Origin of the sequence: Microbispora sp. NPDC046933 (assembly GCF_040644635.1) — a bacterium.
In the GTDB taxonomy this organism is placed as follows: Bacteria; Actinomycetota; Actinomycetes; order Streptosporangiales; family Streptosporangiaceae; genus Microbispora.
The window spans coordinates 175,627-199,089 of record NZ_JBEYWW010000012.1; the positions used below are offsets into that span (position 1 = coordinate 175,627).

The window sequence follows — 23,463 nt, forward strand, 5'->3', positions numbered from 1 at the left end:
CCGGCCCCAGGGGATCGGCTCAGCTCAGCGGCCGACGGCGCGCAGGGCGTCGACGACGCCCCTGCCGAAGAAGCCGTTGTTGTCGGCGGCGCCCTCACAGGTGTGCGTCGCGGTCACGGTGGAGCCGCTCGGCAGGTTGCGGGTGTAGGTGAACGCGGGCGGGTTCGGGCAGGCCGTCCTGGTGGCCGTGCCCTTGAGGATCGCCTCCACCTTGTCCGGGTCCAGCGTCAGGCCGCCGTGGACGCGGTCGTGCTTGCCGTACCGGCTGACGATCAGCGCCGCGACGCCGGCCGCGCGGGGCGAGGCCATCGAGGTGCCCTGCAGGTACTGGTAGTAGCCGCAGACGGAGCCCTTGCAGTCCTTCACGACGTAGTCGACGGTCGGGTCGCCGTTCTCGTCGATCTCGCCGTTGGCGACGGCGAGCGCCTTGGGGTAGGCCGAGAGCGTGGCCTTGGTGACGTCCCTCGTGTTGCCGGGGGTGTCGTAGACGTCGCCACCGGGCGAGGCCACGTCGACGTAGCCGTTGCCGTAGCTGGAGTAGTACGCCTTCCGCTTGCTGATGCCGGTCGAGGAGACCGAGATCACGTGCTCGGCCTCACTCGGCAGCGAGACGCAGGACGGGGGGATGGTCCGGGACCTGGCGGCCTGGCCGGGGAAACCGGCGAAGTCGGGGCTGCGGGTGTCGACGTTCGTCTTGGTGTAGTCGATCGCCTCGTTGCCGGCCGCGCTGACGACCGTCACGCCGTGGGCGTGCGCGTAGTTGATCGCCCGCTGGGTGGCGGCGATGTACAGCCGCTGCTGGGCCTGCTCCTCGGGGCTGTCGGCCGGGTTGTCGGCGCAGTTGAACAGCCACGGGTCGATGTAGTAGCTCATGTTGACCACGTCGACGCCGATGTCGCCCGCGTAGGTGAGGGCGTCGACGGTGGGCTGGAGGAAGAAGTAGCCCGAGTCCTGGCCGGCCCGCAGGTTCACGATCGTCACCTTCGGCGCGACGCCCGAGATGCCCAGCTTGTTGATGGGCGCGGCGATCGACGAGGCGACGTGGGTGCCGTGGCCGTCCTCGTCCACGTCGTTCGGGTCGGTGCAGGAGCCGTCGGGGTCCTCCTCGCACGGCCCGTCGATCACCGTGCCGTTGGCGTCGGCCGGCAGGTCGACGGTGAAGTTCCGGCTCAGCCTCCGGTCGAAGTTCGGCGCGATGTCGGGGTGCGAGCCGTCGACGCCGGTGTCGAGGATGCCGACGAGGACGCCCTTGTCGCCCTGCTCGTATCTGTGGGCCTGGTCCGCGCGGATCTGCTTCATGTCCCACTGCAGTTCGGCGAGCGGCTCGTCCTTGACGTCGCGGCCCCACCTGACGGGCGGGCCGCCCCGGCCCTCCTTCTCGACGGCCTTGTTCTTGGCCGTCTGCGCCACGGCCTTCCTCGCGGCGGCGGACGCCTTCGCGTCGTCCGGCGCGCTGCCGATCACCTGGTTGCGGGCGACCCCTTCGATGGCCGCCGCGCCCCGCAGGGCGTCGACGAAGCCGGCGTTGGTGGTGCTGACCGTGGCCAGGCCGACCTCGGTGTTCACCTTGATCACGCTGCCGCCCGCCGCTTCGATCGCCTTCTGGGCGTCCGCCGCGGCCGCGCCTTCCTTGTACAGAACCACGTATTCGGTCTGGGCCGCCGACCCGGCGGCCGTCGGTACGGCCTGCGCGGGTGTGGCGAGGGTTGCCGCCACCATCGCCGCGGTCGCGGCGACGACTGTCAAGCGCTTCACATCCACCTCCGTGTGGACTTCAAGGGCGCTGACCATGTTTGAAGATTTCCTGGCTCTGTCAAAGGTCCGTGACAATTCGCGACCAACGTGTGACATGACTGTCGTGGAGGCGGGTGGTCAGTCCCGTGACGTCCGGGCGTCGGCGGTGGCCGAATTTAGTAGGACGTCCTAGTATTTTCTCGGGGAGTGAGATGCGGGGAGGGGTAGATGAAGCCGGATGCGACGAGCGCCGCGGTGAGCGCCGAGGCGATCGAGGCGGGCAGGGCCCGCTGGCAGGCGCGGTACGACGCCGCCTTCAAGCGGGACCGCGAGTTCCGGACCCTGTCGGGGCTGGAGGTGGACCCCGTCTACGGGCCGCCCGGCGACGCCCCCGGGTTCGAGCGCATCGGCTGGCCGGGGGAGTTTCCCTTCACCCGCGGCCTGTACGCCACCGGCTACCGCGGCCGCCCCTGGACCATCCGGCAGTTCGCCGGGTTCGGCAACGCCAGGCAGACCAACGAGCGCTACAAGATGATCCTCGGCGCCGGGGGCGGCGGACTGTCGGTGGCGTTCGACATGCCGACGCTGATGGGCCGCGACTCCGACGACCCCCGCTCGCTCGGCGAGGTGGGCCACTGCGGCGTGGCGATCGACTCGGCCCTCGACATGGACCTGCTGTTCGACGGCATCCCGCTCGGCGAGGTCACCACGTCGATGACCATCAGCGGGCCCGCCGTACCGATCTTCTGCATGTACGTGGTCGCGGCCGAGCGGCAGGGCGTGCCGGTGGGGAAGCTGAACGGCACGCTCCAGACGGACATCTTCAAGGAGTACATCGCGCAGAAGGAGTGGCTGTTCGCCCCCGAGCCGCACCTTCGGCTGATCGGCGACCTGATGGAGTTCTGCGCCGCCGAGATCCCCGCGTACAAGCCGCTGTCGGTGTCGGGGTACCACATCCGCGAGGCGGGGGCCACGGCCGCGCAGGAGCTGGCCTTCACGCTCGCCGACGGCTTCGGCTACGTCGAGCTCGGCCTGTCGCGCGGACTCGACGTGGACGTGTTCGCGCCGGGCCTGTCGTTCTTCTTCGACGCGCACATCGACTTCTTCGAGGAGATCGCGAAGTTCCGCGCCGCGCGGCGCATCTGGGCCCGCTGGATGCGCGACGTGTACGGCGCGCGCACCGACAAGGCGCAGTGGCTGCGCTTCCACACCCAGACGGCGGGGGTGTCGCTGACCGCGCAGCAGCCGGACAACAACATCGTCCGCACCGCGATCGAGGCGCTGGCGGCCGTGCTCGGCGGCACCAACTCGCTGCACACCAACGCGCTGGACGAGGTGCTCGCGCTGCCCTCGGAGAAGGCCGCCGAGATCGCGCTGCGCACCCAGCAGGTGATCATGGAGGAGACGGAGGTCGTCAACGTCGTCGACCCGCTGGGCGGCTCGTGGTACGTCGAGGCGCTGACCGACCGGCTGGAGGCCGAGGCGGAGAAGGTCTTCGCGAAGATCCGGGAGATGGGCGGCGACGGCACGATGACCGCCGGAATCCTGCGGGGCATCGAGGACGGCTGGTTCATGTCGGAGATCGCCGAGTCGGCCTTCGACTACCAGCGCAAGCTGGAGAAGGGCGACAAGCGGATCGTCGGCGTGAACTGCCACACCGCGACCGTGGAACAGCCGCTGGAGATCCTGCGGATCAGCCACGAGGTCGAGGTCGAGCAGCGCAAGGTGCTGGCCGAGCGGCGCGCGGCGCGGGACAGGAAGGCCGTGGACGGCGCGCTGGCGGCCCTGCGCGCCGTCTCCAGGACCGGTGACAACATGATCCCGCCCATACTGGACGCGGTCAGGGCCGAGGCCACGCTGGGCGAGATCTGCGACGTCCTGCGCGAGGAGTGGGGCACCTACTCCGAGCCCGCGGCCTTCTGACGCGGACGTCCCCGGGACGGCCTGCGCCCTGACGTCCCGGGAACGCGTTCCGGCCGGACCGGCATCCCCGGCACGCTGCCGGGGCTCGGCCGGCGGCCGGGAAGCGATCACGACATGAAGTGGTTGAGGGCCCGGCCGTCGAGCTTCCAGCCGGGCTCGTTGTTGACGATGCTGATCATGTGCGACTCCACGGCCAGGCGCCACTTGCCGTTGTCGCTCAGACGCCAGACCTTGGTCGTGCCGGCGGCGCAGCCGTCCTCGGCCGCGTAACCGAGGATGCCCTCGTTCACGAACTTGCCTGATCCGACCAGCCGGTCACGCTCCTGGGGGGAGGCAGTGACCAGGTAGGACGACTTGACCGTGTAGCGGAGCCGCCACATCGGCATGCCGCCGGGGAAGGCCGTACGGGAGATGGAGTACAGCGGCGTCTGGGTCACCCGCATGCCGTGCTTGGTGACGGCCTGTTCCATCTCCGCCTGGTTGGCCGTGTAGAAGAAGCCCTGGTCGCCCTTGGTCGTCAGTTCGTAGAGCCGGACCTTCTGGATGGACGTGCGCGATGCGGCCGCCGTCGCCGACGACGGGGCGGCCAAGGCAGGGACGGCGACGGCGGCCGACGCCGAGGTGGCGAGGGCCAGTGCGAGACCGAACGCGGTGGTGCGCCCGCCGAACCGAATAGACATGTGCTGTCCTTTCCCGAGGTTGCAACGCTCGGTCAGCTTGGGCCGTGTGCGGCCGCGTTCCCGGCCATTTCAACGAACGTGCAAGCGATGGCCCCGGTCGTTTCGCGAATCTTTGAAGCTTCAGCGCGGTTTTGCTCGGCTTAGCTAGGGTGTGCCGTTACCTAGTGAAACAAGTGCCTCGGGGGAAAGGTGCGACGCGCGGAGACGTGGAGCGAACTGCGGCTCTGCCCCAGCCCGGAAGTTTCGGTCGCGGTATCGCCGCAGGTGTCGGTGCTGTCGCTGCTGGTGGACGCCGTGGCCGCGCGGCGGCGGGGACTGCCGGAGCGGTGGCGGCGCAGGATCCGGGAGTCCGTCGGCGCCGAGGGCCGGCAGGCGTGCCGCCCGCTCGGCGCGCCCGGCCACTCCGTGGCGCCGGACACGATCGTCCCGCTGCCGCCGGTCGCGGACGCCTCCGTGGAGTCCCAGCTCGCCTGGCTGCTCGACATGCGGCCGGACGCGCTGCTCGACGACATGGAGCAGGCGTACGGGCCGGAGCGCGTGCCCGAGCACTGGCGGTGGGCCGCCGAACGGCCGCGCCGGTGGCTGAACGGGTACGCGAGCGCCGTCTCCGATGTCTGGTCCGCGATCGGGCCTCTGTGGGAGCGAGCGCAGCCGCTGCTCGACCGGGAGGTCGAGCGGGTCGGTACGGCGGTGGTGCGCGGCGCGCTCGACACGCTCCTCGGCACGCTCAGCGAGCGCATCAGGTTCACCGACGGCAGCCTGCGTATGAGCGACCTGGAGCCCGCGCGGTACGACCTCGGCCGTCGCAAACTGGTGCTCGTGCCCATGCTCTCCGGGCCCGACGCCACGATCCTCAACCTCGACCTGCCCGGCTACGTCTGGATCGCCTACCCGCTCCCGCGGGCGGACGCCCTGTGGCTCGGGGCCGATCCCGCGTGCCGAGCGGCCGACGAGCTGGCCGCCATGCTCGGTCCCGCCCGTGCCGGCCTGCTGTCGTCGCTGGCCCGGCCCGCGACCATGGGCCAGCTCGCCACGCTGGCCGGCACGGTCCCGAGCGCCATCACCTACCACTGCGACCGTCTGGAGGCGGCCGGGCTGATCCACAGGGAGCGCAGGGGGCGCGAGGTGTGGATCCTGCGCACCCGCCGCGGCCACGAGATCATCGACCTTTTCTCCCGCTGACGACTCTGTGGCGGCCTCAAGGCCCTCAGACGCCGACGGTCCCGTCGACGCCCTCGCGCAGGAAGTCGGCGTGGCCGTTGTGCCGGGCGTACTCGTGGATCATGTGCAGCATCACCAGCCGCAGCGACACCTCCTCGCCCCACCGGGGCGCGTAGGCGGTGACGTCGAGCGACTCCGCCGCCCGCTCGATCCCGCGGGAGTGCTCGACCTCCGCCTGCCAGGCGGCGAACGCCTCCGCGCCGGTGGACCCGCTCGGGTCGTACGCCGCCTGGTAGTCGCCCTCCTCCGACCAGACGAGTGGCACGTCCTCCTTGCCGATCACGCGGCGGAACCACGCGCGCTCGACCTCGGCCATGTGCCTGACCAGGCCGAGTAGCGTGAGCGTCGAAGGCGGCATCGACCTGCGGCGCAGTTCCTCGTCCGACAGGCCGTCGCACTTCAGCGCGAGCGTGGCCCGGTGGTAGTCGAGGAAGGCGCGCAGCATCTCGCGCTCGCCGGCGACGGTCGGCGGGCCGATGCGTTCGACTGCCATGTCCTGCTCCCTCCATGTGGCGATCGTGCGCCGTTCACCCTACGGCGTGCGTGGAATCGCCCCGATCGCCGGAGGAACACAGCGGGGATGGCTCAGATCACGCGGGCGGGTACGGCAGGATTGGGGGTATGGCAGCGGAGTTCTCTCGACCTGGATCGCTCTACGGCGCCGTGGACCTCGGCGCGCGCAAGCAGGCACTCGAGGCGCAGGCGCGGCGTGAGGCCGCCGGGCCGCCCGGAGCCGCCTCGGCGGACGTCATCGAGGTGACCTCGGCCACCTTCAACGCCGACGTGGTGGAGCGCTCCCTGAGCGTTCCCGTGATCGTCGAGGCGACGGTGAGCAGGGCCGAGCAGGTCCGGCAGTTCAGTGGCGTGATGGAGAAGCTGGCCGCGGAGGCGGCGGGCGCGTGGGTGCTGGCCAGGGTGGACGTGGAGGCCGACCCGCAGCTCGCCCAGGCGCTGCGGATGCGCGCGGTGCCCACCGTCTACCTGGCCTTCCAGGGGCAGCTCATGCCCCTGTTCGAGGGCCCGCTGCCGGAGGCGCAACTCCGGCAGGCGTTGGCGCAGGTGTTCGAGCAGCTCGGCATGGAGCCGGCCGCGCCGGGCGAGGGCCAGCCCGCCGAGCCGCCGGTCGACCCCGAGCTCCTGGCGGCCGAGCAGGCCGTGGAGAAGGGCGACCTGGACGCCGCGGCCGCCGCGTACGAGCGCCTGCTGGCGAGGTCTCCGTCGGATGAGGGCGCGAAGATCGGCCTCGCGGGGGTCGGGCTGCTGCGGCGTACGCAGGACCTCGACCCGGCCGACGTGCTGCGCCGGGCCGCCGAGAGCCTGGACGACGTGGACGCGCAGACCCAGGCCGCCGACCTGGAGATGGTGAACGGCCAGGTGGACGAGGCGTTCGACCGGCTCGTCGCGCTCGTGAAGCGCACCCGGGGCGCCGACAGGGACAAGGCGCGCGTCCACCTGCTGGGGCTGTTCGACGCGCTACCCGCCGACGACCCGTCGGTCACTCGTGCGCGCAGGGCGCTGGCCAGCGCGCTTTTCTGACCGGTTCCCGCCCGCGCCCGCCCGGCCCCGGTGGCACGGCGGCGCGCGGGCCGGGCACGGCGCGTGACGAAAGAGCACCGGCCCGGGCTGAAACACCCCGCCGGGGATGGCACGATGGATAGCACCCATGAGCCGTCCAGCCGGATGCGCGAGCGTGGCCGCCACGCGGAGGCCGCGCCCCACTGGAGCAGCCGGGCGAGCACGGCCAGGCAACACCCCGCAAAGGAGCGGATAGACGTGGCCACCGTGCCCAGCGTGTCCTACTCGATCACCGTGCGCCTCGAGGTGCCCGCAGGGGGCAAGGCGGTCAGCCTGCTCACCCACGCGGTGGAGAACGCGGGCGGCGTGGTGACCGCCCTCGACGTGACCAACGCCGGTCACGAGAAGCTCCGCATCGACGTGACGTGCGCGGCCAAGGACGCCGACCATGTGCAGGCGATCGTGGACAGCCTCGGCGCGGTCGAGGACGTCGTGATCCACAAGGTCTCCGACCGGACCTTCCTCATGCACCTCGGCGGCAAGATCGAGATGCAGTCGAAGGTCCCCCTGCGCAACCGCGACGAGCTGTCGATGGCGTACACCCCGGGCGTGGCGCGGGTCAGCCTGGCGATCGCGCGCAACCCCGAGGACGCCCGCCGCCTCACGATCAAGCGAAACTCGGTCGCCGTCGTCACCGACGGCTCGGCCGTCCTCGGCCTCGGCAACATCGGCCCCGCCGCCGCGCTGCCGGTGATGGAGGGCAAGGCCGCCCTGTTCAAGAGGTTCGCCGGCATCGACGCCTGGCCCATCTGCCTCGACACGCAGGACGTGGACGAGATCGTCGCGACCGTGCGGGCCATCGCGCCCGGCTTCGGCGGCATCAACCTTGAGGACATCTCGGCGCCGCGCTGCTTCGAGGTGGAGCGGCGGCTGCGTGAGCTGCTCGACATCCCGGTCTTCCACGACGACCAGCACGGCACCGCCATCTGCGTGCTCGCCGCGCTGACCAACGCGCTGAAGGTCGTCGGCAAGGAGCTCTCCGAGGTGCGGATCGCGATGGCCGGCGCCGGCGCGGCCGGCACCGCCGTCCTGCGCCTGCTGCTGGCGGCCGGGGCGAGGAACGTCGTCGTCTGCGACTTCCGCGGGGCGGTGCACCTCGGCCGCGACGACCTCGACGACTCGCTGCGGTGGATCGCCGAGCACACCAACAGCGAGGGGTACGGCGGCGACCTGCGCGGCGCGGTCAAGGGCGCCGACGTCTTCATCGGCGTCTCCGCCCCGGGGATCCTCACCGGGGACGACGTCGCCGCCATGGCGAAGGACGCGGTGGTGTTCGCGCTGGCCAACCCCGAGCCGGAGGTCTCCCCGGACGACGCCCGCGAGCACGCGGCGGTCGTGGCCACGGGCCGGTCGGACTACCCCAACCAGATCAACAACGTGCTGGCGTTCCCGGGCGTGTTCCGCGGCCTGCTCGACGCCCAGGCGGACGGCGTCACGCCGGAGATGCTCCTCGCGGCGGCCCGCGCGCTGGCCGCGGTCGTGACGAGCGAGGAACTCGGTCCCAACTACATCATCCCCAGCGTCTTCCACCCCGATGTGGCCAACGCGGTGGCGGCGGCCGTACGGGAGTCGGCCGGCGGCAGGGCGCGCGGCTTCACCGAAGCCTGATCGACTCCCGCACGGTTACGTCGCCGTCACAGTAAGTAATATGACGCGGCAAACCGGGGTCGGCGTACACGAATCCGCAATCCTCCCTCATGATGGGATGTATGGCGGAGGCGATCTACGTCGGCGGGTTGCTTGTAGCGACGCCACTGCTCGACGACCCCAACTTCCGGCGTAGCGTGGTGCTCGTCCTGGAGCACGACGAGGACGGCGGCACTTTGGGTGTGGTGCTCAACCGGCCCAGTGAGATCGCCGTGACCCAGGTCTTACCTTCCTGGGACGCCCTGGTCACGGGTCCTCCGGTGCTGTTCGAGGGCGGCCCGGTGCAGACGGACAGCGCGCTCGCGCTCGCCGTCGTGCTCAGCGGCGAGGAACCGCTGGGCTGGCGCCGGCTGCAGGGCAGGGCCGCGGTCTCGCGCCTCGGCACGGTGGACCTCGACGCGCCTCCGGAGATCCTGGCGGGGGAGATCTCCCAGATGCGGATCTTCGCGGGCTACGCGGGCTGGACGGCGGGACAGCTCGAGAACGAGCTCCAGGAAGGCGCCTGGTACGTCGTGGACTCCGAGCCGGGGGACACCTTCCACCCGAACCCGGCCACGCTGTGGCGCACGGTGCTGCGCAGGCAGAAGGGAGACCTCGCGCTGGTCGCCACCTTCCCCGACGACCCCCTGCTCAACTGATTCCCCAGGCACGCCCCGCACGGGGCCGCGCGGAGACACGCGGAGACACGCGGAGGCCGGGCGCGGGAAGCGCGCCCGGCCGTGGGTGAGGCGTCGCGTGTCAGCTCGCGGTGCAGCTCACCGCCGGCACCGCGTTGGTGCCGTTCCAGGAGCCGAGGAACCCGAACGAGGTGGACGCTCCGGCGCCGAGGCCGCCGTTGTAGCTCACGTTCTTCGCGGTGATCGACGATCCGCTCGACGTCACTGTGGCGTTCCACACCTGGGTGATCGTCTGGCCGTTGGCGTACGTCCAGGTCACGGTCCAGCCGGAGATGGCGCTGGAGCCGGCCTTGACGGTCACCTCGCCCTGGAAGCCGCCGCCCCACTGGTTGGCGACCTGGTATGTCGCCGAGCAGCCCTTGGCGCCGCCGCTGGGGGACGGGCTCGGGCTCGGGGACGCGCTCGGCGAGGCGCTGGGCGACGCGGACGGGCTGGGCGAGGCGGACGGGCTGGGGGACGGGCTCACCGGCGGCTGACCGCTGTAGATCGTCGCCTCCTTGGCGGTCGGCTTGATGCCGTTGGCGCCGTTGAAGAGCCGCTGGCCCCACGAGGTGAGCTGGTTGACGTTGAAGTTCGTCACCTGGTCCAGGTATTCGACGCCACCGCCGTTGCCGCTCCACGACCAGCCGAGGTAGCCGACGCCCCGCGACTGGGCCTGCGACATGATCGTGTCCTCGTCGGGGTCGCCGTCCGAGTGCATGTTGCCGAACTCGCCGATCACCAGCGGCAGGCCGGCGGTCTGGAACGCCTGGAGATAGCCGGTGACCTCGGCCGCCGTGTCGAAGACGCCGTACATGTGGATCGAGAAGACGGTGTTCTTCTGGGGGTCGCCGTCGAAGACCGAGGCGGCGTTGTCACGCATGACGAACTGCCAGTCCTGGCCCCAGTTCGGCGCGTCGACCATCAGCAGGTGCTGGAATCCGGCCGCCCGCATCCTGCTGATCGCGCTCTTGGTCGCGCTGGTCCAGGCCGACGGGTTGTTGTTGCCGTACGGCTCGTTGCCGATGTTGATGACGATGTAGTTCTCCTGGCCGGTCAGCACGCTCTTGAGGCCGACCCAGTAGTCCACCGCCTGGTCGAGCGTGTACGCGCCGCTCTGCTCGCCGTAGCCGGTGGTGTCGTGGTTCTCGAGCACGCAGATTAACCGGTTCTGCTTGCACAGGGAGATGACGTTGGAGACGTCGCTCGCCGAGTTGGCCGTCCAGCGGCCGCCGCTCAGCACGACGCGGACGGTGTTCGCGCCCAGCGACTTGATGTTCGCGAACGAGCTCGTCTGGCTCGGATACCAGGTGTGGGCGTGGCTGGTGCCCCGCATGATGAACTGGTTCCCGTTGGCTTCGAGGATCTTCGTGCCGCTGACGTGCAGTCCGGTTGCGGCCTGCGCGTTCTGGGTCATCGCGAGCACTGACATCAGGAGGGCGAGGAGTGCCGCGCCCGCGGCGATGAAACGTGTTCTCATTCTGTACCTCGGGTGGGGGATCGGCACCGATGGAAGCGCCGAACGCACGATAGGCAGGGGGAGCAGGGGCCGTACAGGAGACGGCTCTCGCGTCGCCATCGACGGGCCCGCCCCTCACTGAACCGGTTCGGCAGGGTGTGCCACCGGACCAGCGCGATCTCCCGCCGAGGGCCATCACCCGGGCGGCGTCATCTCGATGAAACATTCAGTCGCCATGCCGATCCTCCCGCCGCGGCGACGCGGGTGGCGGGCGGTCACGGTGAAGCGGCGTGTGCCGCGGGTGCCCGCCTCGCTGGGACGGCTCGACCGGCTCGGCTACCCCAACCTCGCGGAGAACCGGCTGGCCGCGCTCCCCGCGTCGATCGGCGGCATGACCGGCCTGCACGAGCTGCGCGCCCACGACAACCGGCTGACCGTGCTGCCGGAGACGATCGGCCGCCTGACCGGGCTGCGCGAGCTGCACCTGAAACGTCAGCCCGGGGTCGAGGCGGACTCGGCCGCCCCGGAGCGTACGGGCAGGTCCCAGCCGGGACACAGGGAGCGCTCGGCCAGCGCGAGCAGGTCCTCCAGCCGCCGCGTCAGTACGGCGGGGTCCTGCGTGCGCTCGTCGAAGCAGGCGAGGGCCACGCTGACGAAGACGGCCACGATGAACTGCGGCTGCAGGTCGCACGGGTCCGCTCCGAGCCTGCGGGCCACCTCGCCGACCAGCTTGCGCTCGTTCTCCTTCACAAGCCGCATGGTCCCGGCGAGCAGGGCGGGCGTGGAGTGCACGACCTTCTGGCAACGCAGGTACCTGCCTGCCTCCGTCTCATCCGCCTCTCGTAGGATCTGCAGTAACGAACGCATCGCCTGGCACAGTGCCGTGAACGGCGACTCCGACTCGGGGCGTGTGGCCAGCTCCGCGAGGAGCATCCGCTGCTCGTCGGCGGTCAGCGAGAGCGCGACGTCCTCCTTGGAAGCGAAGTACCGGAAGAAGGTCCTGGGCGAGACCTCCACCTCGGCGGCGATCTGGTCGATCGTCGTCGCCTCGTAGCCCCTGGTGAGGAAGAGGTCGAGGGCCGCGTCGATCAGAGCGTCCCGCGTCCGCTGCTTCTTGCGTTCGCGTAGACCCACGGCGGTCACCTCCTCGAAACTGCCGGTTCACAAACTCTCAGTTGTCACCGTATGTCGGATAAAAGGATTTGTCATCTGTCATCGACTGACATAAATTGCTGCAGGTCGACACAGTGGTGCTAAGGGGGAATCTCCATGACTCAAGCCGTATCGGTGGACGCCGACGCGCCTCCAGGACGGGGCCAGGGGCATCCATGGCTCACGCTGCTCGCCGTCTCGCTCGGCGTGATCATGGTCATGCTCGACGGCACGGTCGTGGCCATCGCCAACCCCGCCATCCAGGCCGATCTGCAGGCGTCGCTGGCGGACCTGCAGTGGGTGACCAGCGGTTACCTGCTCGCGCTGGCGGTCTTCCTGATCACCGCGGGTAAGCTCGGCGACCTCTTCGGGCACAAGCGGGTCTTCCTGATCGGCGTCGCCGGCTTCGCGCTGACCTCGCTCGCCATCGGCCTGTCGTCCTCGGTGGCCATGCTGATCGCGCTGCGCGTGCTGCAGGGCCTTTTCGGCGCGCTGCTCCAGCCCGCCGCGCTCGCGTTGCTCCGGTCGGCGTTCCCCGGTGAGAAGCTGAACATGGCCATGGGCGCGTGGGGTGCGATCATCGGCCTGTCGAGCGCGGCCGGACCGATCGTCGGCGGCCTCCTGGTGGAGAACGTGAGCTGGCAGTCGGTGTTCTTCATCAACGTGCCGGTCGGTGTGGCGGCCCTGGCGTTCGGCCTGTGGGCGCTGCGGGAGAGCAAGGCGCAGATGCTGTCCAGGGTCGACTGGCTCGGCGTGGTGCTGCTGTCCGGCGCGATGTTCTCGCTGGTGTGGGCCATCATCAAGGCCCCCGACTGGGGCTGGGGCGACGGCAAGACGCTCGGCTTCCTCGCCGCCGCCGTGGTGATCGGGGCGGTGTTCCTGTTCTGGCAGTCGAAGGTGCGCGAGCCGCTGCTGCCGTTGAGCCTGTTCAGCAACGCCTCGGTCTCGATCGGGACCGTCCTCATGATCCTCATGTCGTTCGCGATGTTCGGCGCGATGTTCTTCCTCACGTTCTTCTTCCAGGGCGTGCACGGGCTCACGCCGCTCGACTCCGGCCTGCGGATGCTGCCGATGAGCGCCGGCATGATCGTCGCCTCGCCCATCGCGGGCATCCTCATCGGCAAGCTCGGCCCGAAGATCACCATCGCGGGCGGCATGGTGATCAGCGCCTTCGCGATGTTCCTGATGTCGCGGCTCAGCGTCGAGGCCGCCTTCGCCGACACCGCGATCCCGTTCGTGCTGCTCGCGTTCGGCCTGTCGCCGGTGTTCGTCGGCGCCACGGAGATCATCGTGGGCAACGCGCCGGAGGAGCTGAGCGGCGTCGCGGGCGGCGTGCAGAACTCCGCGATGCAGATCGGCGGCGCGCTCGGCACCGCCATCCTCGGCGCGGTCGTGTCCGGCAAGGTGGCCGACGTGCTGCCGGGCTACCTCGGCCCCATGGCGCAGGCCGTCAAGCCCGCGGAGATGGAGGGGCTGAAGGCCATGGCCTCGGTGGGCCAAGCCCCGCCCGGGCTGCCGGCCCAGGTGGCCAAGACGGTCACCGACGCGGCGCACCTGTCCTTCCTGGACGGCCTGCACCTCGGCTTCGTCGTGAGCACGGCGGTCGCCCTCGTCGCGGCTGCCCTGGCCCTGTTCGTCAAGGCCGGCCGCAAGACCGAGGGCGCCCCGGTCCACATGGGCTGACGTCCGTCCTCTCCGTACGGCCCCCGCCACCCGGCGGGGGCCGTACGCACGTCCGGGGCGGGGGCGCCTGCTCGCTCAGTAGACTTGGTATCCGTGAGCGGCACGAAGATTCTTCCCGAGAGCGACGTAACACCCCGGCTCTCGCACGGCGACGGTGACCACGAGCGCTTCTCGCACTTCGCCGACAAGAACAAGATCACTGAGAGCTACGTGACCGGCGCGCCGGTGCGGGCCCTGTGCGGCAAGGTCTGGGTGCCCAGCCGCGACCCGAAGAAGTACCCGGTCTGCCCGGAGTGCAAGGAGATCTACGACGGGTTGCCCAAGGGCGAGCCGTCCGGCGAGTGAGTGTCGATACGGGATCATCGCCTCCCCGGCGGTTAGGGTCTGCCTTCTGACCAGCCGTATCGGGGGAACGAATGGTTCGGCGACCCATCGCCGTCTTCCTTGCATGCCTTTACGCGCTGGGCGGCGCCTGCGCCGCCCCGGCGTCCGCCGCCTCCAGGGAGACCGGTGGTCTCACCGGCACCGGACTGCGCGGATCGCCGGCCTCCCGGCCGGACGCCTGCCTCGCCCGCCACGCCGTCCCGCAGCGCCGGCACGGCGTGGGTGCGCTGACGCACGCGCTGGAGCCGCGTGAGCCGGGGCCGGACGAGGTCGCGCGCATGTCTGCCGACCTGGCCCGCAGGCTCGGCACGACACCGCCGGGGGACACGTCGAGGCCGGGGGAGACCGCGCAGCCGGGGGACACGCCGCGGCCGGGGAGCGTCGCGAACGGCCGGCGGAGCGCCCCCGGCGCCGTCGAGCGGATCACCGTTCCGGTGTGGGTGCACATCATCAGGGACCACGCGCTCGGCCTGCCCGACGCGGCCGTCTCCCGGCAGATCGCCGTACTGAACACCGCCTACTCCGGCGGGTACGGCGGGGCCGACACCGGCGTGCGCTTCGAGCTCAAGGGCATCACGCACACCGACAACCGGGACTGGTTCCGCGACCCCCTCGGCTACGAGGAGCCGATGAAGAAGAAGCTGCGGGTCGGGGGTCCCGAGACGCTCAACCTGTACATCGCGCAGCTGAGCCGGCTCGTGCTCGGTTACTCCACCTATCCGTACTGGTACGACGACGAGCCCGTGCTGGACGGCGTGGTGATCGACTGGCGGAGCGTCCCCGGGGGCCCGCTGCGCGACTTCGCCAGAGGTTTCACGGCCGTCCACGAGATCGGCCACTGGCTCGGCCTGCTGCACACCTTCGAGAACGGCTGCAAGGCTCCGGGCGACTCGGTGGACGACACCCCCGCCGAGGCGTATCCGACGAACGGCTGCCCCCCGAAGAAGGACACCTGCCCCGCCGCGGGCGGCGATCCGATCCACAACTTCATGGATTACGCCCAGGACCGCTGCATGCGCGAGTTCACCGCGGGCCAGGGCGTACGCGTCCACCAGATGTGGGACGCCTACCGCCGCCCGGCGCCGCAGGGGGCCGACGCGGGACTGCAGAAGGCCGCCGCGGGGCTCCAGGGGGCCGCCGTGAACGGCGCGGACGGCACGGACGGCGCTGACGGCGCTGACGGCGCTGACGGTCCCGTGCCGAGCCTCGCCGCGCAGGGCCACGAGGAGCCGGTCGGCGGCATACAGGGCGAGGCGGAATCGCCAGGAGGAACAGGGCGATGACGAATCGGCCCGGAGCCGTTGACGTGGCGGCGTGGGTGTGAGTAACTCCACAGCAGCGTTCATGGTCACGAAGCCTCGCGCCCGGCCCTGAGCGCCGAGTCGCTCGCCGGTTCCGTCCCACGCGCCCGGCCAGGCCGCCCGGGGAGGCTTTGTGGATGACAAGTGGACCCGCCGGGTCTGGCCCCCCGCAGAGGAGGACCCGCCGTCCACGGAGGGCCGCACCCGCCCGTACGGCGCTCCGGGCGGGCCGCCGCGGTCGTCCACCACGCCGACGGCGTCCCCGCAGTGGCCCACGCGGCCGTACGGCGGCCCGGATGCGGACCGGGACTTCGCCGAGGAGAGCTTCACCGGCCTGTACGGCACGGCCGGGGGCGCGGCGGAGGGGCCCACGCGTCCCTCGGGAAGGCCCGAGGCGGCGCGGGACCTCACCGGCCGGCCTGGCGGCGCGGTCGGGGATGCGCTCGCGCGGGACGTCACCGGGCTCTACGGCGACACGGGGGAGGGGCCTGCGCGCTCCTCGGGGCGGCCGGAGTCCGTGGGAGGCGAGTTCACTCGCCCGTACGGCGCGCCGGTCTTCGAGCGGCGCCAGGTCGACCGTCCGGCCTGGCCTTCGCTGGGCCTGGAGTCCTCTGAGCCGGAGGACGAGCTGCCCCCCTCGGCCCGCCGCTACCGTCCACCCGAGACGCCCCCCCGCCCGATGCCGCGGTGGCTGCGGCGCCTTCTCGTCGGCGGGCTCGCGCTGGTCTGCTCGGCCGCCGTCATCGGCGCGGTGGTGGTCACGGTCCTGCAACGGGCCGAGAGCGCGCCTCCCACGGTGATCCACGACCAGATCGCCGGAGTCGCCTACACGCTCCCGCCGCAGTGGCGGGAGGGCGTGGTCGCGCCCGTGACCGGTTTCACGTCCGTCGCCGCGCACGGGGACAGCGCCACGGTCATGGCCCGGCCGGGCGACCGGGTGGACCCGCCCAACCTGCGTTCGGCCGTCATCGACCTGAGCGATCTCTACACACAGCTGCTGCTGCACGGCGACAAGGTGGAGGTGCTGGACGACCGCGCCGTGACCGTCGGCGGGCGGCCGGGGCACACCCGGGCCGTCCGGGCCGAGTACACCGACGTGGTGAACGAGCCCGCCTTCATGCGGGTGACCCTGCTGACCCGGCCGGACGGCGGCAGCACGGTCCTGCTCGGGCTGGCCCATCCCGACCGTCCCCAGTCGCGCGCCGAGATCGAGGGCCTGATGTGGGGAGCCCGCTGAGCCCTCCCTCACGTGTGTGCTGTTTCGGTGACGGCGTCCGCCACCTCTTGTGACGGTGTTCAAGGTATATAGCCGTCGAAGCAGGAGAGGTGCGGGCATTTCGACGCGGCGCTTCGCCGTGCCCGTACCGCCGAATGCCCATACAGGCGGGTAGGCCTTATCCCGACCCTTCGATACCGATATAACCGGAGATTCCGCTATCGCCGGAACGGCTTTGAGATAGGCGTGACATCTGTTTGCCGCCATCCGATAAGTGGCTCGCTGCCCGCGTTTCCCCGGACAGGTATCTTCGAGGTCGCATCGCACGAAAACGCGGTGACCCGAAAGACCAATTCTCACCTTGGGGGGAAATCAAATTGATTTCTCATAGGAGCGGCTCGGCCTCTGGTTCGCGTGGCACCGGTCGCCTGCTGATGTGGTCCGCCGCGGTGGCGGTGACCTGTGCGACCGTGGGGCTGTCTGGCTCCGTCGCGGCGAGCGCCACCTCGGCGAAGTCCGCCCCGGCCGCGCATGCGGCGACGAGCCCGCAGGGCGGAGGGGAGAAGGACAAGACGCCCATTCCCTACCCGCGTCTCGACAGCGCGAACGTCGTCACCGCGTTCACGATCGGCGGGAGCTCCGTGGCTCCGACCGACTCGACCACCTTCACCGGGTCGGCGCGCAGGGGCCGCGTGTTCGTCAACGACGGCACGGGCTGGGCCGATCTCACCTCGGTGTTCTCTCCGGGGTACCTGTACGACGTCACGCTGGCGCCCGCGCCGAGCACCAAGTTCGCGCTCACCAACAACGTTCTGACCCGCCTCGACACCAGCGGGATTCCCGTGGGGCTGCTCAGGGTCACGGTGCGTAAGGCGGACGGCAGCCTCTTCTACTCCGACTGCAGGGTGTCGGACACGAGCGGCGCCTCCACCCTTCCGCTGACCGCCAGCCGCTGCACGGCCCCGACGCGTCTGTGACGTGAGCGCGGCGCCCGCCACCGATTCCCGAGGCGGGACCGTCGCGCGGCCCGGCCGGCCACCGGCCGGCCGGGCCCGTCAGGAAAAGGTCCGGAAAAAGACGCTCGGAAGCGGCCGCGGCGATCGTCCGGCGCTGCCTGACGGTGCCCGCCTGATATCCGCCGCGAGCTCTTTCTGTATGCGAGAGGCGGCTCCGGGCGCGTTCGCCCGGAGACGCGGTGGCCTGGAAAGACGAATTCTCACCATGGGGGAAAGTCAGTTGATTACTCGTAGGAGCGGCTCGGCCTCTGGTTCGCGTGGCACCGGTCGCCTGCTGATGTGGTCCGCCGCGGTGGCGGTGACCTGTGCGACCGTGGGGCTGTCGGGCTCCGTCGCGGCGAGCGCCACCTCGGCGAAGTCCGCCCCGGCCGCGCATGCGGCGACGAGCCCGCAGGGCGGAGGGGAGAAGGACAAGACGCCCATTCCCTACCCGCGCCTCGACAGCACCAACATCGTCACCACGTTCACGGTCGGTGGTGGCGGGCCCCCCGGCACCTCGGCCGTCGTGCCGACGAGCTCGACGACGTTCACCGGGTCGGCGCGCAGGGGTCACGTGTTCGTCAACGACGGCACGGGCTGGGCCGATCTCACCTCGGTGTTCTCTCCGGGGTACCTGTACGACGTCACGCTGGCGCCCGCGCCGACCAACGGCATCTCGTTCACCAACAACGTTCTGACCCGCCTCGACACCAGCGGGATTCCCGTGGGGCTGCTCAGGGTCACGGTGCGCAAGGCGGACGGCAGCCTCTTCTACTCCGACTGCAGCGTGTCGACCACGAGCGGCGCCTCCACCCTTCCGCTGACCGCCGGCCACTGCACGGTCCCGACGCGTCTGTGACGTGAGCGCGGCTAACTGACCGACTCCGGGGCGGGGGCCCGCGGACGCCCGACGGCTCCGCGGGTCACCCGCCCCGATCGTTTCCAGGCGAGGCTCGCGCCGCCGCCCGGCCTGGGGCAGGGTCGGTCTCGGCTCCGACGGTCCGCGGCGGCGGCCGGCACGGCCGGGGGCATGCCGCGGCGCCGGATTCCTGGAGCTGTGGGGATTACCACACGGTGCGATTTCGGACCAGCATGCGTGTGGTCGGCATGTCTTGTCGGTCGGGCGGGCTACTCTGAATCCACTGTGAGGGAGCGAACCGATAGAGACACCAGTGTTCCGACGAGTTCGGGGAGGCGTCGTTGAGCGTTTCGGCCGCGTCCCACCTCTCCCCGTCCTACCCCGACAGAGCCGCCTGGGGCACCGCCCCGAAGCTGCGCGCGTGGCAGCAGGAGGCCTTCGACCTCTACTTCCGGCGTGAGCCGAGAGACTTCCTGACCGTCGCCACCCCCGGCGCCGGCAAGACGACGTACGCGCTGCGGATCGCCAGCGAACTGCTCAGCCGCGGGGTCGTGCGCGCGGTGACGATCGTCACCCCCACCGAGCACCTCAAGCGGCAGTGGGCCGACGCGGCGGCCCGGGTCGGGATCAGCATCGACCCCGAGTTCAAGAACAGCCAGGGCGCCACCTCGCGCGACTACATCGGGGTCGCGGTCACGTACGCGCAGATCGCGATGCATCCGGCGCTGCACCGGGCCCGCACCGAGGCGCGCAAGACCCTGGTGATCTTCGACGAGATCCATCACGCGGGCGACGCGAAGTCGTGGGGCGACGGCGTCCGCGAGGCGTTCGAGCCCGCGACCAGACGACTCGCGCTGACCGGCACGCCGTTCCGGTCCGACGACAGCCCGATCCCGTTCGTCACCTATGTCGAGGACGGCGAGGGGGCGATGCGGAGCGTCTCCGACTACTCCTACGGGTACGGCCCGGCCCTGGCCGACAACGTCGTCCGGCCGGTCATCTTCCTGGCGTACTCGGGGGAGATGAAATGGCGGACGCGGGCGGGCGACGAGATCGCCGCCACCCTCGGCACACCGCTGACCAAGGACCAGCTCTCGCAGGCGTGGCGGGCGGCCCTCGACCCGAAGGGCGACTGGATCCGCCAGGTCATCCACGCGGCCGACCGGCGCCTCACCGAGGTGCGGCGGGGCGTTCCCGACGCGGGCGGGCTGGTCATCGCCTCCGACCACGAGTCGGCCCGCGCCTACGCCCGGCACATCCGCACGGTGACCGGGGAAGGGGCCGAGGTCGTGCTCTCCGACGACCCGGGCGCGTCGAAGAAGATCAAGGACTTCGCCGCCTCCGACCGGCGCTGGCTGGTCGCGGTCCGGATGGTGTCGGAGGGCGTGGACATTCCCCGGCTGTGCGTCGGGGTCTACGCCACGAGCACCTCGACCCCGCTGTTCTTCGCCCAGGCCGTCGGGCGTTTCGTCCGCGCCCGCAAGCGGGGGGAGACCGCGTCGGTGTTCCTGCCCTCGGTGCCCGTCCTCATGGGCCTGGCGGGCGAGATGGAGGCCGAGCGCGACCACGTGCTGGGCCGCCGCGGTGACGAGGACGGCCTCGACGACGTGCTGCTCGAACAGGCCCAGCAGGAGAAGAAGCAGCCCGACGCGCTCGGCGACGAGCTGCCCTTCCAGACGCTGGAGGCGTCCGCGACCTTCGACCGGGTGCTGTTCGACGGCGGCGAGTTCGGCACCGCCGCCGCACCCGGCTCACCGGAGGAGGAGGACTTCATCGGCCTCCCCGGCCTGCTGGAGCCCGACCAGGTGGCCTCGCTGCTGCGTAAGCGCCAGGCCGACCAGCAGGCGGCCAAGCGCAAGACCAGGAAGGGGAGCGAGGAGAGCGCCCCCGCCCTCGCGCCGCACGAGCAGCTCGCCGAGCTCCGCAGGGAGCTGAACGGCCTCGTCGGCGCGTGGAACCATCGCACCGGCCAGCCGCACGGCGTCATCCACGCCGAGCTACGCCGGGCCTGCGGCGGCCCCGCCATCGCCCAGGCCACCGCCGAGCAGGTCCGCGAGCGCATCGCGATGATCCGCAAGTGGGCCACCCAGCGCAGGTGATCCCGCCGTCGTCCGACCTACGCCGTACGGCTTTCCGCGTGGTCCGGCGAAGTATGCCGAGGAGCTGTCCGGATGTTTTCTGACGGCATGCCGCCCAATCGGTGACGGGTCGCGGCTCGCCGGTCCCCAGCGGGGCGGCGAGCCGCGCGTGTCTTCGCCCCGGCTACCGAAGCGGGTCAGGAGGTCCTACGGCAACACGGCCCGCGTCCCGGGGCGCTACCTGGGCTCATCCCTGGCTGGTGGGGTGTCCGTGAACCTTGGCCCACTGCGCCGGAGGGAACCTCCGGTCCTCGCGAAGCCCGCTTCGCCGGCCCTTCGCTGCGGTCCTCGCTCCCTTCCGCTCCGCTCCCTCCACTCTGGTGAACGTTGAGGGACAGCGCACTGGCCGGGGCTCCGGAGCTCCGGGCCGGGCCGTGCCGATCAGGCGGATGCCTCCGCCTGGCCGCCCTCGACATGCTCCACGCGCCGAGGGTCCGGCCGGTTGACGAGGTTGCTCATCCGGACCTGGGCGTACACGTCCTCCAACCGGGCCAGGACCGAGTTGAACATCGTCTTGTTCAGCTCGGTCATCCTCCCGATGTGGCCGGCCATGCCGTCGACCCGTTCCGTCATCATGGTCAACTGGTCGCTCATCGCGTCGACCCGGTTGGTGAGTGTGTCCACGCGTATGGTGAGACCGTCCACCCGTCCGGTCAGGGTTCCGACCTGGTCGGTGAGGCCGTCGACACGGCCCGTGAGCACGTTGACCTGTCCGGTGAGGGTGTCGACCCGGTTGGTGAGTGTGTCCACGCGTGTGGTGAGACCGTCGACCCGCCCGGTCAGCGCCTCGACCTGTCCACCGAGTGTCTCGACCTGTCCGGTGAGTGTCTCGACCTGTCCGTTGAGGGTGTCCACCCGGCCGGTCAGAGTGTCGACCCGATTGCTGAGTTCGCCGATGCGGCCGTCCACGCGCGCGATCTCGTGGTCCAACCGGTCGAACCGGCGGTTGGCGGCGGCCATCTGGTTCTTGAGGACGCCGATGTCGGTTCTCGTCTGCTCGCCGATCTGCTCGACCCGGGTGAGTCGCTCGCTTATCGCGTCGACCTTGACCCAGATCATCTGCTGGGCGTCGTAGGCGCGTATCGTCGCCTCCAGACGACTGCTCTTGCCGAGATCCGTCACTTCTTGCTCCAGGAGTTCGACGCGTTCCTCGAGCGTCAACATGCATGTCCTCCGACGCTGCCGGCAGCGAGCCGAGGCTCGCTGAGCGGAAAATAAGAGTGCTGCGGGTGCGCGGAGGTAATTGCTATCAGCTCGGAGGTTGGCGGGAAGAGAGTAATCGGCGGCGAATTCTTTGCCGCCTGGGCCGCACGGTGCGGAATCTTCGCTGTCGGGGGGATGAATATTCACCGAGCGTGCGTGTTCTGCGCCTCATGTCCGGACTTCTCCTATTTGTGGGCCGACTTTTCTTGACCTCGTCGGACGCGCTACGAGATGCGGGAGCGCAACGGGATCTTGTCGCCGGTGTGGCCGTTGATCGCCACGTAACGCCGGTGGTGCCGGGTGGCCGGGCTGAGCCGGAGGCTGAGGGAGGCCACGCCCTCCTCCACGCGTACGGGAACGTTGTGTGCTCCCTCGTGCTGCCCCGCCTCGGCGCCCTCGCGCAGCCAGATGCGCAGCCGGTGCCCGGCCTGGTGCACGGCCACTGTCGCCGTGTCGCACTGCGCGGGCGACGCCGGCCAGTACACCGTGAGGCCGTGCAGCGCTCTGCCGTGGAACGACAGCCGTACGGCCTCGGGGTTGGGGATGCGGGAATCGCAGTCGGGAGGGCCGCCCTGTGTCGGTGTCGGTGCGGGAGACGGTGCGGGAGACGGTGTCGCAGCGGCCGCCACTCGGGGGATCTGCGTGGCCTGCGCGCCTGCCGCCGCGCCGGCGCCGGCGTCGGCGTCGGCGCGTGGATCGCGTTCGGCGACCGTCTGCGCGGGGACCCGGGCGGACCTCTGGGTGAACCCCACGGTCATCGTGACCGCCTGCAGGGCCGCCAGCGTCAGCGCGCCGGTGACGCGGAGCACGCCCCGATGGCCGCGGGCGAAGAGCAGCCAGACGCAGACCGGGGTCAGGACGAGCCAGGTGAGGCCGAGCAGGAACGCGAACATCGGGGCCGCCAATCCACGAGGAGTCGTCGCTCTAGGTAATACACCCGTGACGCTTCGTGGTGAAGTCATTGACGTCCCCATCCCGCGCGTGTCCCGGCTCGGCCGCCCGGCTCGCCGGATTCGCGGATCAGGAGCGGAGGACCGGCTCCCCGGTGAGCTCCACCCTGGCCTCGGTGAGGCGGGCGAGTGCCGACTCCGTCGTCTCGCGGGCCACGCCGGCCGTCAGGTCGAGCAGGACCCGTACGGCGAAGCCGTTCGCCGCCGCGTCGAGGGCGGTGGCCCGGACGCAGTGGTCGGTGGCGATGCCGACGACGTCCACTGCCTCCACGCCGCGCTCGCGCAGCCACGCGGCCAGGCCGACGCCGTCCGCGGTGGCGCCCTCGAACCCGCTGTAGGCCGCCTGCCGCGCGCCCTTGCTGAAGACCTCCTCGACCTTCGCCGTGTCGAAGGCCGGGTGGAAGTCAGCGCCGGAAGTCCCGACCACGCAGTGCGCCGGCCAGGAGTCGACGTAGTCGGGCTCGGCCGCGAAGTGGGCCCCGGGATCGACGTGGTAGTCACGGGTGGCCACCACGTGGTCGTACGCGTGCTCGTGGACGTGGCGGCTGATCGCGGCGGCCACCTCGGAGCCGCCGCCGACCGGCAGGCTGCCGCCCTCGCAGAAGTCGTTCTGCACGTCCACGACGACGAGCGCGGTCTTCATCGGTCACCTCACAGTGGCGATCGCGAGGGTCCGGCGTCGTCCTC

General features: G+C 70.8%; 20 protein-coding genes. 12 read left to right on the plus strand and 8 right to left on the minus strand.

Features of this window, described 5'->3' with window-relative positions; all coding sequences use genetic code 11:
* Positions 1 to 24: 24 nt before the first annotated feature.
* The gene (locus ABZ857_RS18430) at positions 25 to 1,755 is read right to left on the minus strand and encodes a S8 family serine peptidase (protein WP_357044370.1); all 1,731 of its coding nucleotides are present in this window, start codon (positions 1,753 to 1,755) and stop codon (positions 25 to 27) included.
* A 207-nt stretch (positions 1,756 to 1,962) separates the two neighbouring features.
* Between ABZ857_RS18430 and ABZ857_RS18435 the strand changes: the two genes are divergently transcribed.
* Positions 1,963 to 3,657 (plus strand): methylmalonyl-CoA mutase family protein, encoded by a 1,695-nt coding sequence (locus ABZ857_RS18435; RefSeq protein ID WP_357044372.1) that lies wholly within the window; start codon positions 1,963 to 1,965, stop codon positions 3,655 to 3,657.
* Between the two features lie 107 nt (positions 3,658 to 3,764).
* Here the strand turns inward: ABZ857_RS18435 and ABZ857_RS18440 are convergent, their stop codons facing one another.
* The gene (locus ABZ857_RS18440) at positions 3,765 to 4,337 is read right to left on the minus strand and encodes a hypothetical protein (RefSeq protein ID WP_357044374.1); all 573 of its coding nucleotides are present in this window, start codon (positions 4,335 to 4,337) and stop codon (positions 3,765 to 3,767) included.
* A gap of 189 nt (positions 4,338 to 4,526) precedes the next feature.
* Between ABZ857_RS18440 and ABZ857_RS18445 the strand changes: the two genes are divergently transcribed.
* The gene (locus ABZ857_RS18445) at positions 4,527 to 5,519 is read left to right on the plus strand and encodes a hypothetical protein (protein ID WP_357044376.1); all 993 of its coding nucleotides are present in this window, start codon (positions 4,527 to 4,529) and stop codon (positions 5,517 to 5,519) included.
* A gap of 25 nt (positions 5,520 to 5,544) precedes the next feature.
* Here ABZ857_RS18445 and ABZ857_RS18450 read toward each other — a convergent pair whose 3' ends face one another.
* Positions 5,545 to 6,051: a DinB family protein gene (locus tag ABZ857_RS18450; protein ID WP_357044378.1), complete on the minus strand. Its 507-nt coding sequence runs from the start codon at positions 6,049 to 6,051 to the stop codon at positions 5,545 to 5,547.
* Positions 6,052 to 6,179: 128 nt separating this feature from the next.
* On the opposite strand from ABZ857_RS18450, the gene ABZ857_RS18455 reads away from it, so the two are divergent.
* The 3 genes from ABZ857_RS18455 to ABZ857_RS18465 all read left to right on the plus strand — a co-directional run bounded on the left by ABZ857_RS18455 (position 6,180) and on the right by ABZ857_RS18465 (position 9,418).
* Positions 6,180 to 7,094 carry a tetratricopeptide repeat protein gene (locus tag ABZ857_RS18455; protein WP_357044380.1) on the plus strand — a complete coding sequence of 305 codons (915 nt, stop codon included), beginning with the start codon at positions 6,180 to 6,182 and terminating at the stop codon, positions 7,092 to 7,094.
* A 237-nt stretch (positions 7,095 to 7,331) separates the two neighbouring features.
* The gene (locus tag ABZ857_RS18460) at positions 7,332 to 8,741 is read left to right on the plus strand and encodes an NAD-dependent malic enzyme (protein ID WP_357044487.1); all 1,410 of its coding nucleotides are present in this window, start codon (positions 7,332 to 7,334) and stop codon (positions 8,739 to 8,741) included.
* 101 nt (positions 8,742 to 8,842) lie between these two features.
* Complete coding sequence (locus tag ABZ857_RS18465; RefSeq protein ID WP_079315330.1) at positions 8,843 to 9,418, plus strand: YqgE/AlgH family protein; 576 nt, start codon at positions 8,843 to 8,845, stop codon at positions 9,416 to 9,418.
* Positions 9,419 to 9,518: 100 nt separating this feature from the next.
* Here the strand turns inward: ABZ857_RS18465 and ABZ857_RS18470 are convergent, their stop codons facing one another.
* On the minus strand, positions 9,519 to 10,916 hold the full coding sequence (locus ABZ857_RS18470; RefSeq protein WP_357044382.1) for a cellulase family glycosylhydrolase: 1,398 nt from the start codon (positions 10,914 to 10,916) through the stop codon (positions 9,519 to 9,521).
* A gap of 471 nt (positions 10,917 to 11,387) precedes the next feature.
* Positions 11,388 to 12,029, minus strand: a complete 642-nt coding sequence (locus ABZ857_RS18475) for a TetR family transcriptional regulator (protein WP_357044384.1) — start codon at positions 12,027 to 12,029, stop codon at positions 11,388 to 11,390.
* 135 nt (positions 12,030 to 12,164) lie between these two features.
* Between ABZ857_RS18475 and ABZ857_RS18480 the strand changes: the two genes are divergently transcribed.
* The 7 genes from ABZ857_RS18480 (at position 12,165) to ABZ857_RS18510 (ending at position 20,584) form a co-directional block, all read left to right on the plus strand.
* The gene (locus tag ABZ857_RS18480) at positions 12,165 to 13,730 is read left to right on the plus strand and encodes a DHA2 family efflux MFS transporter permease subunit (RefSeq protein WP_357044386.1); all 1,566 of its coding nucleotides are present in this window, start codon (positions 12,165 to 12,167) and stop codon (positions 13,728 to 13,730) included.
* A gap of 84 nt (positions 13,731 to 13,814) precedes the next feature.
* Entirely contained in the window at positions 13,815 to 14,075 is a 261-nt protein-coding gene (locus ABZ857_RS18485) for a DUF3039 domain-containing protein (protein WP_142647117.1), read from the plus strand.
* A gap of 71 nt (positions 14,076 to 14,146) precedes the next feature.
* Positions 14,147 to 15,397, plus strand: coding sequence for a zinc metalloprotease (locus ABZ857_RS18490; RefSeq protein WP_357044388.1), 1,251 nt, complete (start codon positions 14,147 to 14,149; stop codon positions 15,395 to 15,397).
* A gap of 151 nt (positions 15,398 to 15,548) precedes the next feature.
* A complete protein-coding gene (locus ABZ857_RS18495) occupies positions 15,549 to 16,652 on the plus strand; it encodes a hypothetical protein (protein WP_357044390.1) in 1,104 nt (367 codons plus the stop codon).
* 449 nt (positions 16,653 to 17,101) lie between these two features.
* On the plus strand, positions 17,102 to 17,608 hold the full coding sequence (locus ABZ857_RS18500; protein ID WP_357044392.1) for a hypothetical protein: 507 nt from the start codon (positions 17,102 to 17,104) through the stop codon (positions 17,606 to 17,608).
* 259 nt (positions 17,609 to 17,867) lie between these two features.
* Positions 17,868 to 18,485, plus strand: coding sequence for a hypothetical protein (locus ABZ857_RS18505; protein ID WP_357044394.1), 618 nt, complete (start codon positions 17,868 to 17,870; stop codon positions 18,483 to 18,485).
* Positions 18,486 to 18,826: 341 nt separating this feature from the next.
* Positions 18,827 to 20,584 carry a DEAD/DEAH box helicase gene (locus ABZ857_RS18510; RefSeq protein ID WP_357044396.1) on the plus strand — a complete coding sequence of 586 codons (1,758 nt, stop codon included), beginning with the start codon at positions 18,827 to 18,829 and terminating at the stop codon, positions 20,582 to 20,584.
* Between the two features lie 420 nt (positions 20,585 to 21,004).
* Here ABZ857_RS18510 and ABZ857_RS18515 read toward each other — a convergent pair whose 3' ends face one another.
* The 3 genes from ABZ857_RS18515 to ABZ857_RS18525 all read right to left on the minus strand — a co-directional run bounded on the left by ABZ857_RS18515 (position 21,005) and on the right by ABZ857_RS18525 (position 23,419).
* Positions 21,005 to 21,787 carry a hypothetical protein gene (locus ABZ857_RS18515; RefSeq protein WP_357044398.1) on the minus strand — a complete coding sequence of 261 codons (783 nt, stop codon included), beginning with the start codon at positions 21,785 to 21,787 and terminating at the stop codon, positions 21,005 to 21,007.
* A 263-nt stretch (positions 21,788 to 22,050) separates the two neighbouring features.
* Positions 22,051 to 22,719, minus strand: a complete 669-nt coding sequence (locus tag ABZ857_RS18520; protein WP_357044400.1) for a hypothetical protein — start codon at positions 22,717 to 22,719, stop codon at positions 22,051 to 22,053.
* 127 nt (positions 22,720 to 22,846) lie between these two features.
* On the minus strand, positions 22,847 to 23,419 hold the full coding sequence (locus ABZ857_RS18525; RefSeq protein ID WP_357044401.1) for a nicotinamidase: 573 nt from the start codon (positions 23,417 to 23,419) through the stop codon (positions 22,847 to 22,849).
* Positions 23,420 to 23,463 lie beyond the last annotated feature (44 nt).

What these genes read in the sequence shown, in the direction of transcription:
- ABZ857_RS18435 (WP_357044372.1), top strand. Translation starts at nt 1,963, where the DNA reads ATGAAGCCGGATGCGACGAGCGCCGCGGTGAGCGCCGAGGCGATCGAG.
- ABZ857_RS18440 (WP_357044374.1), bottom strand. Translation starts at nt 4,337, where the DNA reads ATGTCTATTCGGTTCGGCGGGCGCACCACCGCGTTCGGTCTCGCACTG.
- ABZ857_RS18450 (WP_357044378.1), bottom strand. Translation starts at nt 6,051, where the DNA reads ATGGCAGTCGAACGCATCGGCCCGCCGACCGTCGCCGGCGAGCGCGAG.
- ABZ857_RS18455 (WP_357044380.1), top strand. Translation starts at nt 6,180, where the DNA reads ATGGCAGCGGAGTTCTCTCGACCTGGATCGCTCTACGGCGCCGTGGAC.
- ABZ857_RS18465 (WP_079315330.1), top strand. Translation starts at nt 8,843, where the DNA reads ATGGCGGAGGCGATCTACGTCGGCGGGTTGCTTGTAGCGACGCCACTG.
- ABZ857_RS18470 (WP_357044382.1), bottom strand. Translation starts at nt 10,916, where the DNA reads ATGAGAACACGTTTCATCGCCGCGGGCGCGGCACTCCTCGCCCTCCTG.
- ABZ857_RS18480 (WP_357044386.1), top strand. Translation starts at nt 12,165, where the DNA reads ATGACTCAAGCCGTATCGGTGGACGCCGACGCGCCTCCAGGACGGGGC.
- ABZ857_RS18490 (WP_357044388.1), top strand. Translation starts at nt 14,147, where the DNA reads ATGGTTCGGCGACCCATCGCCGTCTTCCTTGCATGCCTTTACGCGCTG.
- ABZ857_RS18515 (WP_357044398.1), bottom strand. Translation starts at nt 21,787, where the DNA reads ATGTTGACGCTCGAGGAACGCGTCGAACTCCTGGAGCAAGAAGTGACG.
- ABZ857_RS18520 (WP_357044400.1), bottom strand. Translation starts at nt 22,719, where the DNA reads ATGTTCGCGTTCCTGCTCGGCCTCACCTGGCTCGTCCTGACCCCGGTC.
- ABZ857_RS18525 (WP_357044401.1), bottom strand. Translation starts at nt 23,419, where the DNA reads ATGAAGACCGCGCTCGTCGTCGTGGACGTGCAGAACGACTTCTGCGAG.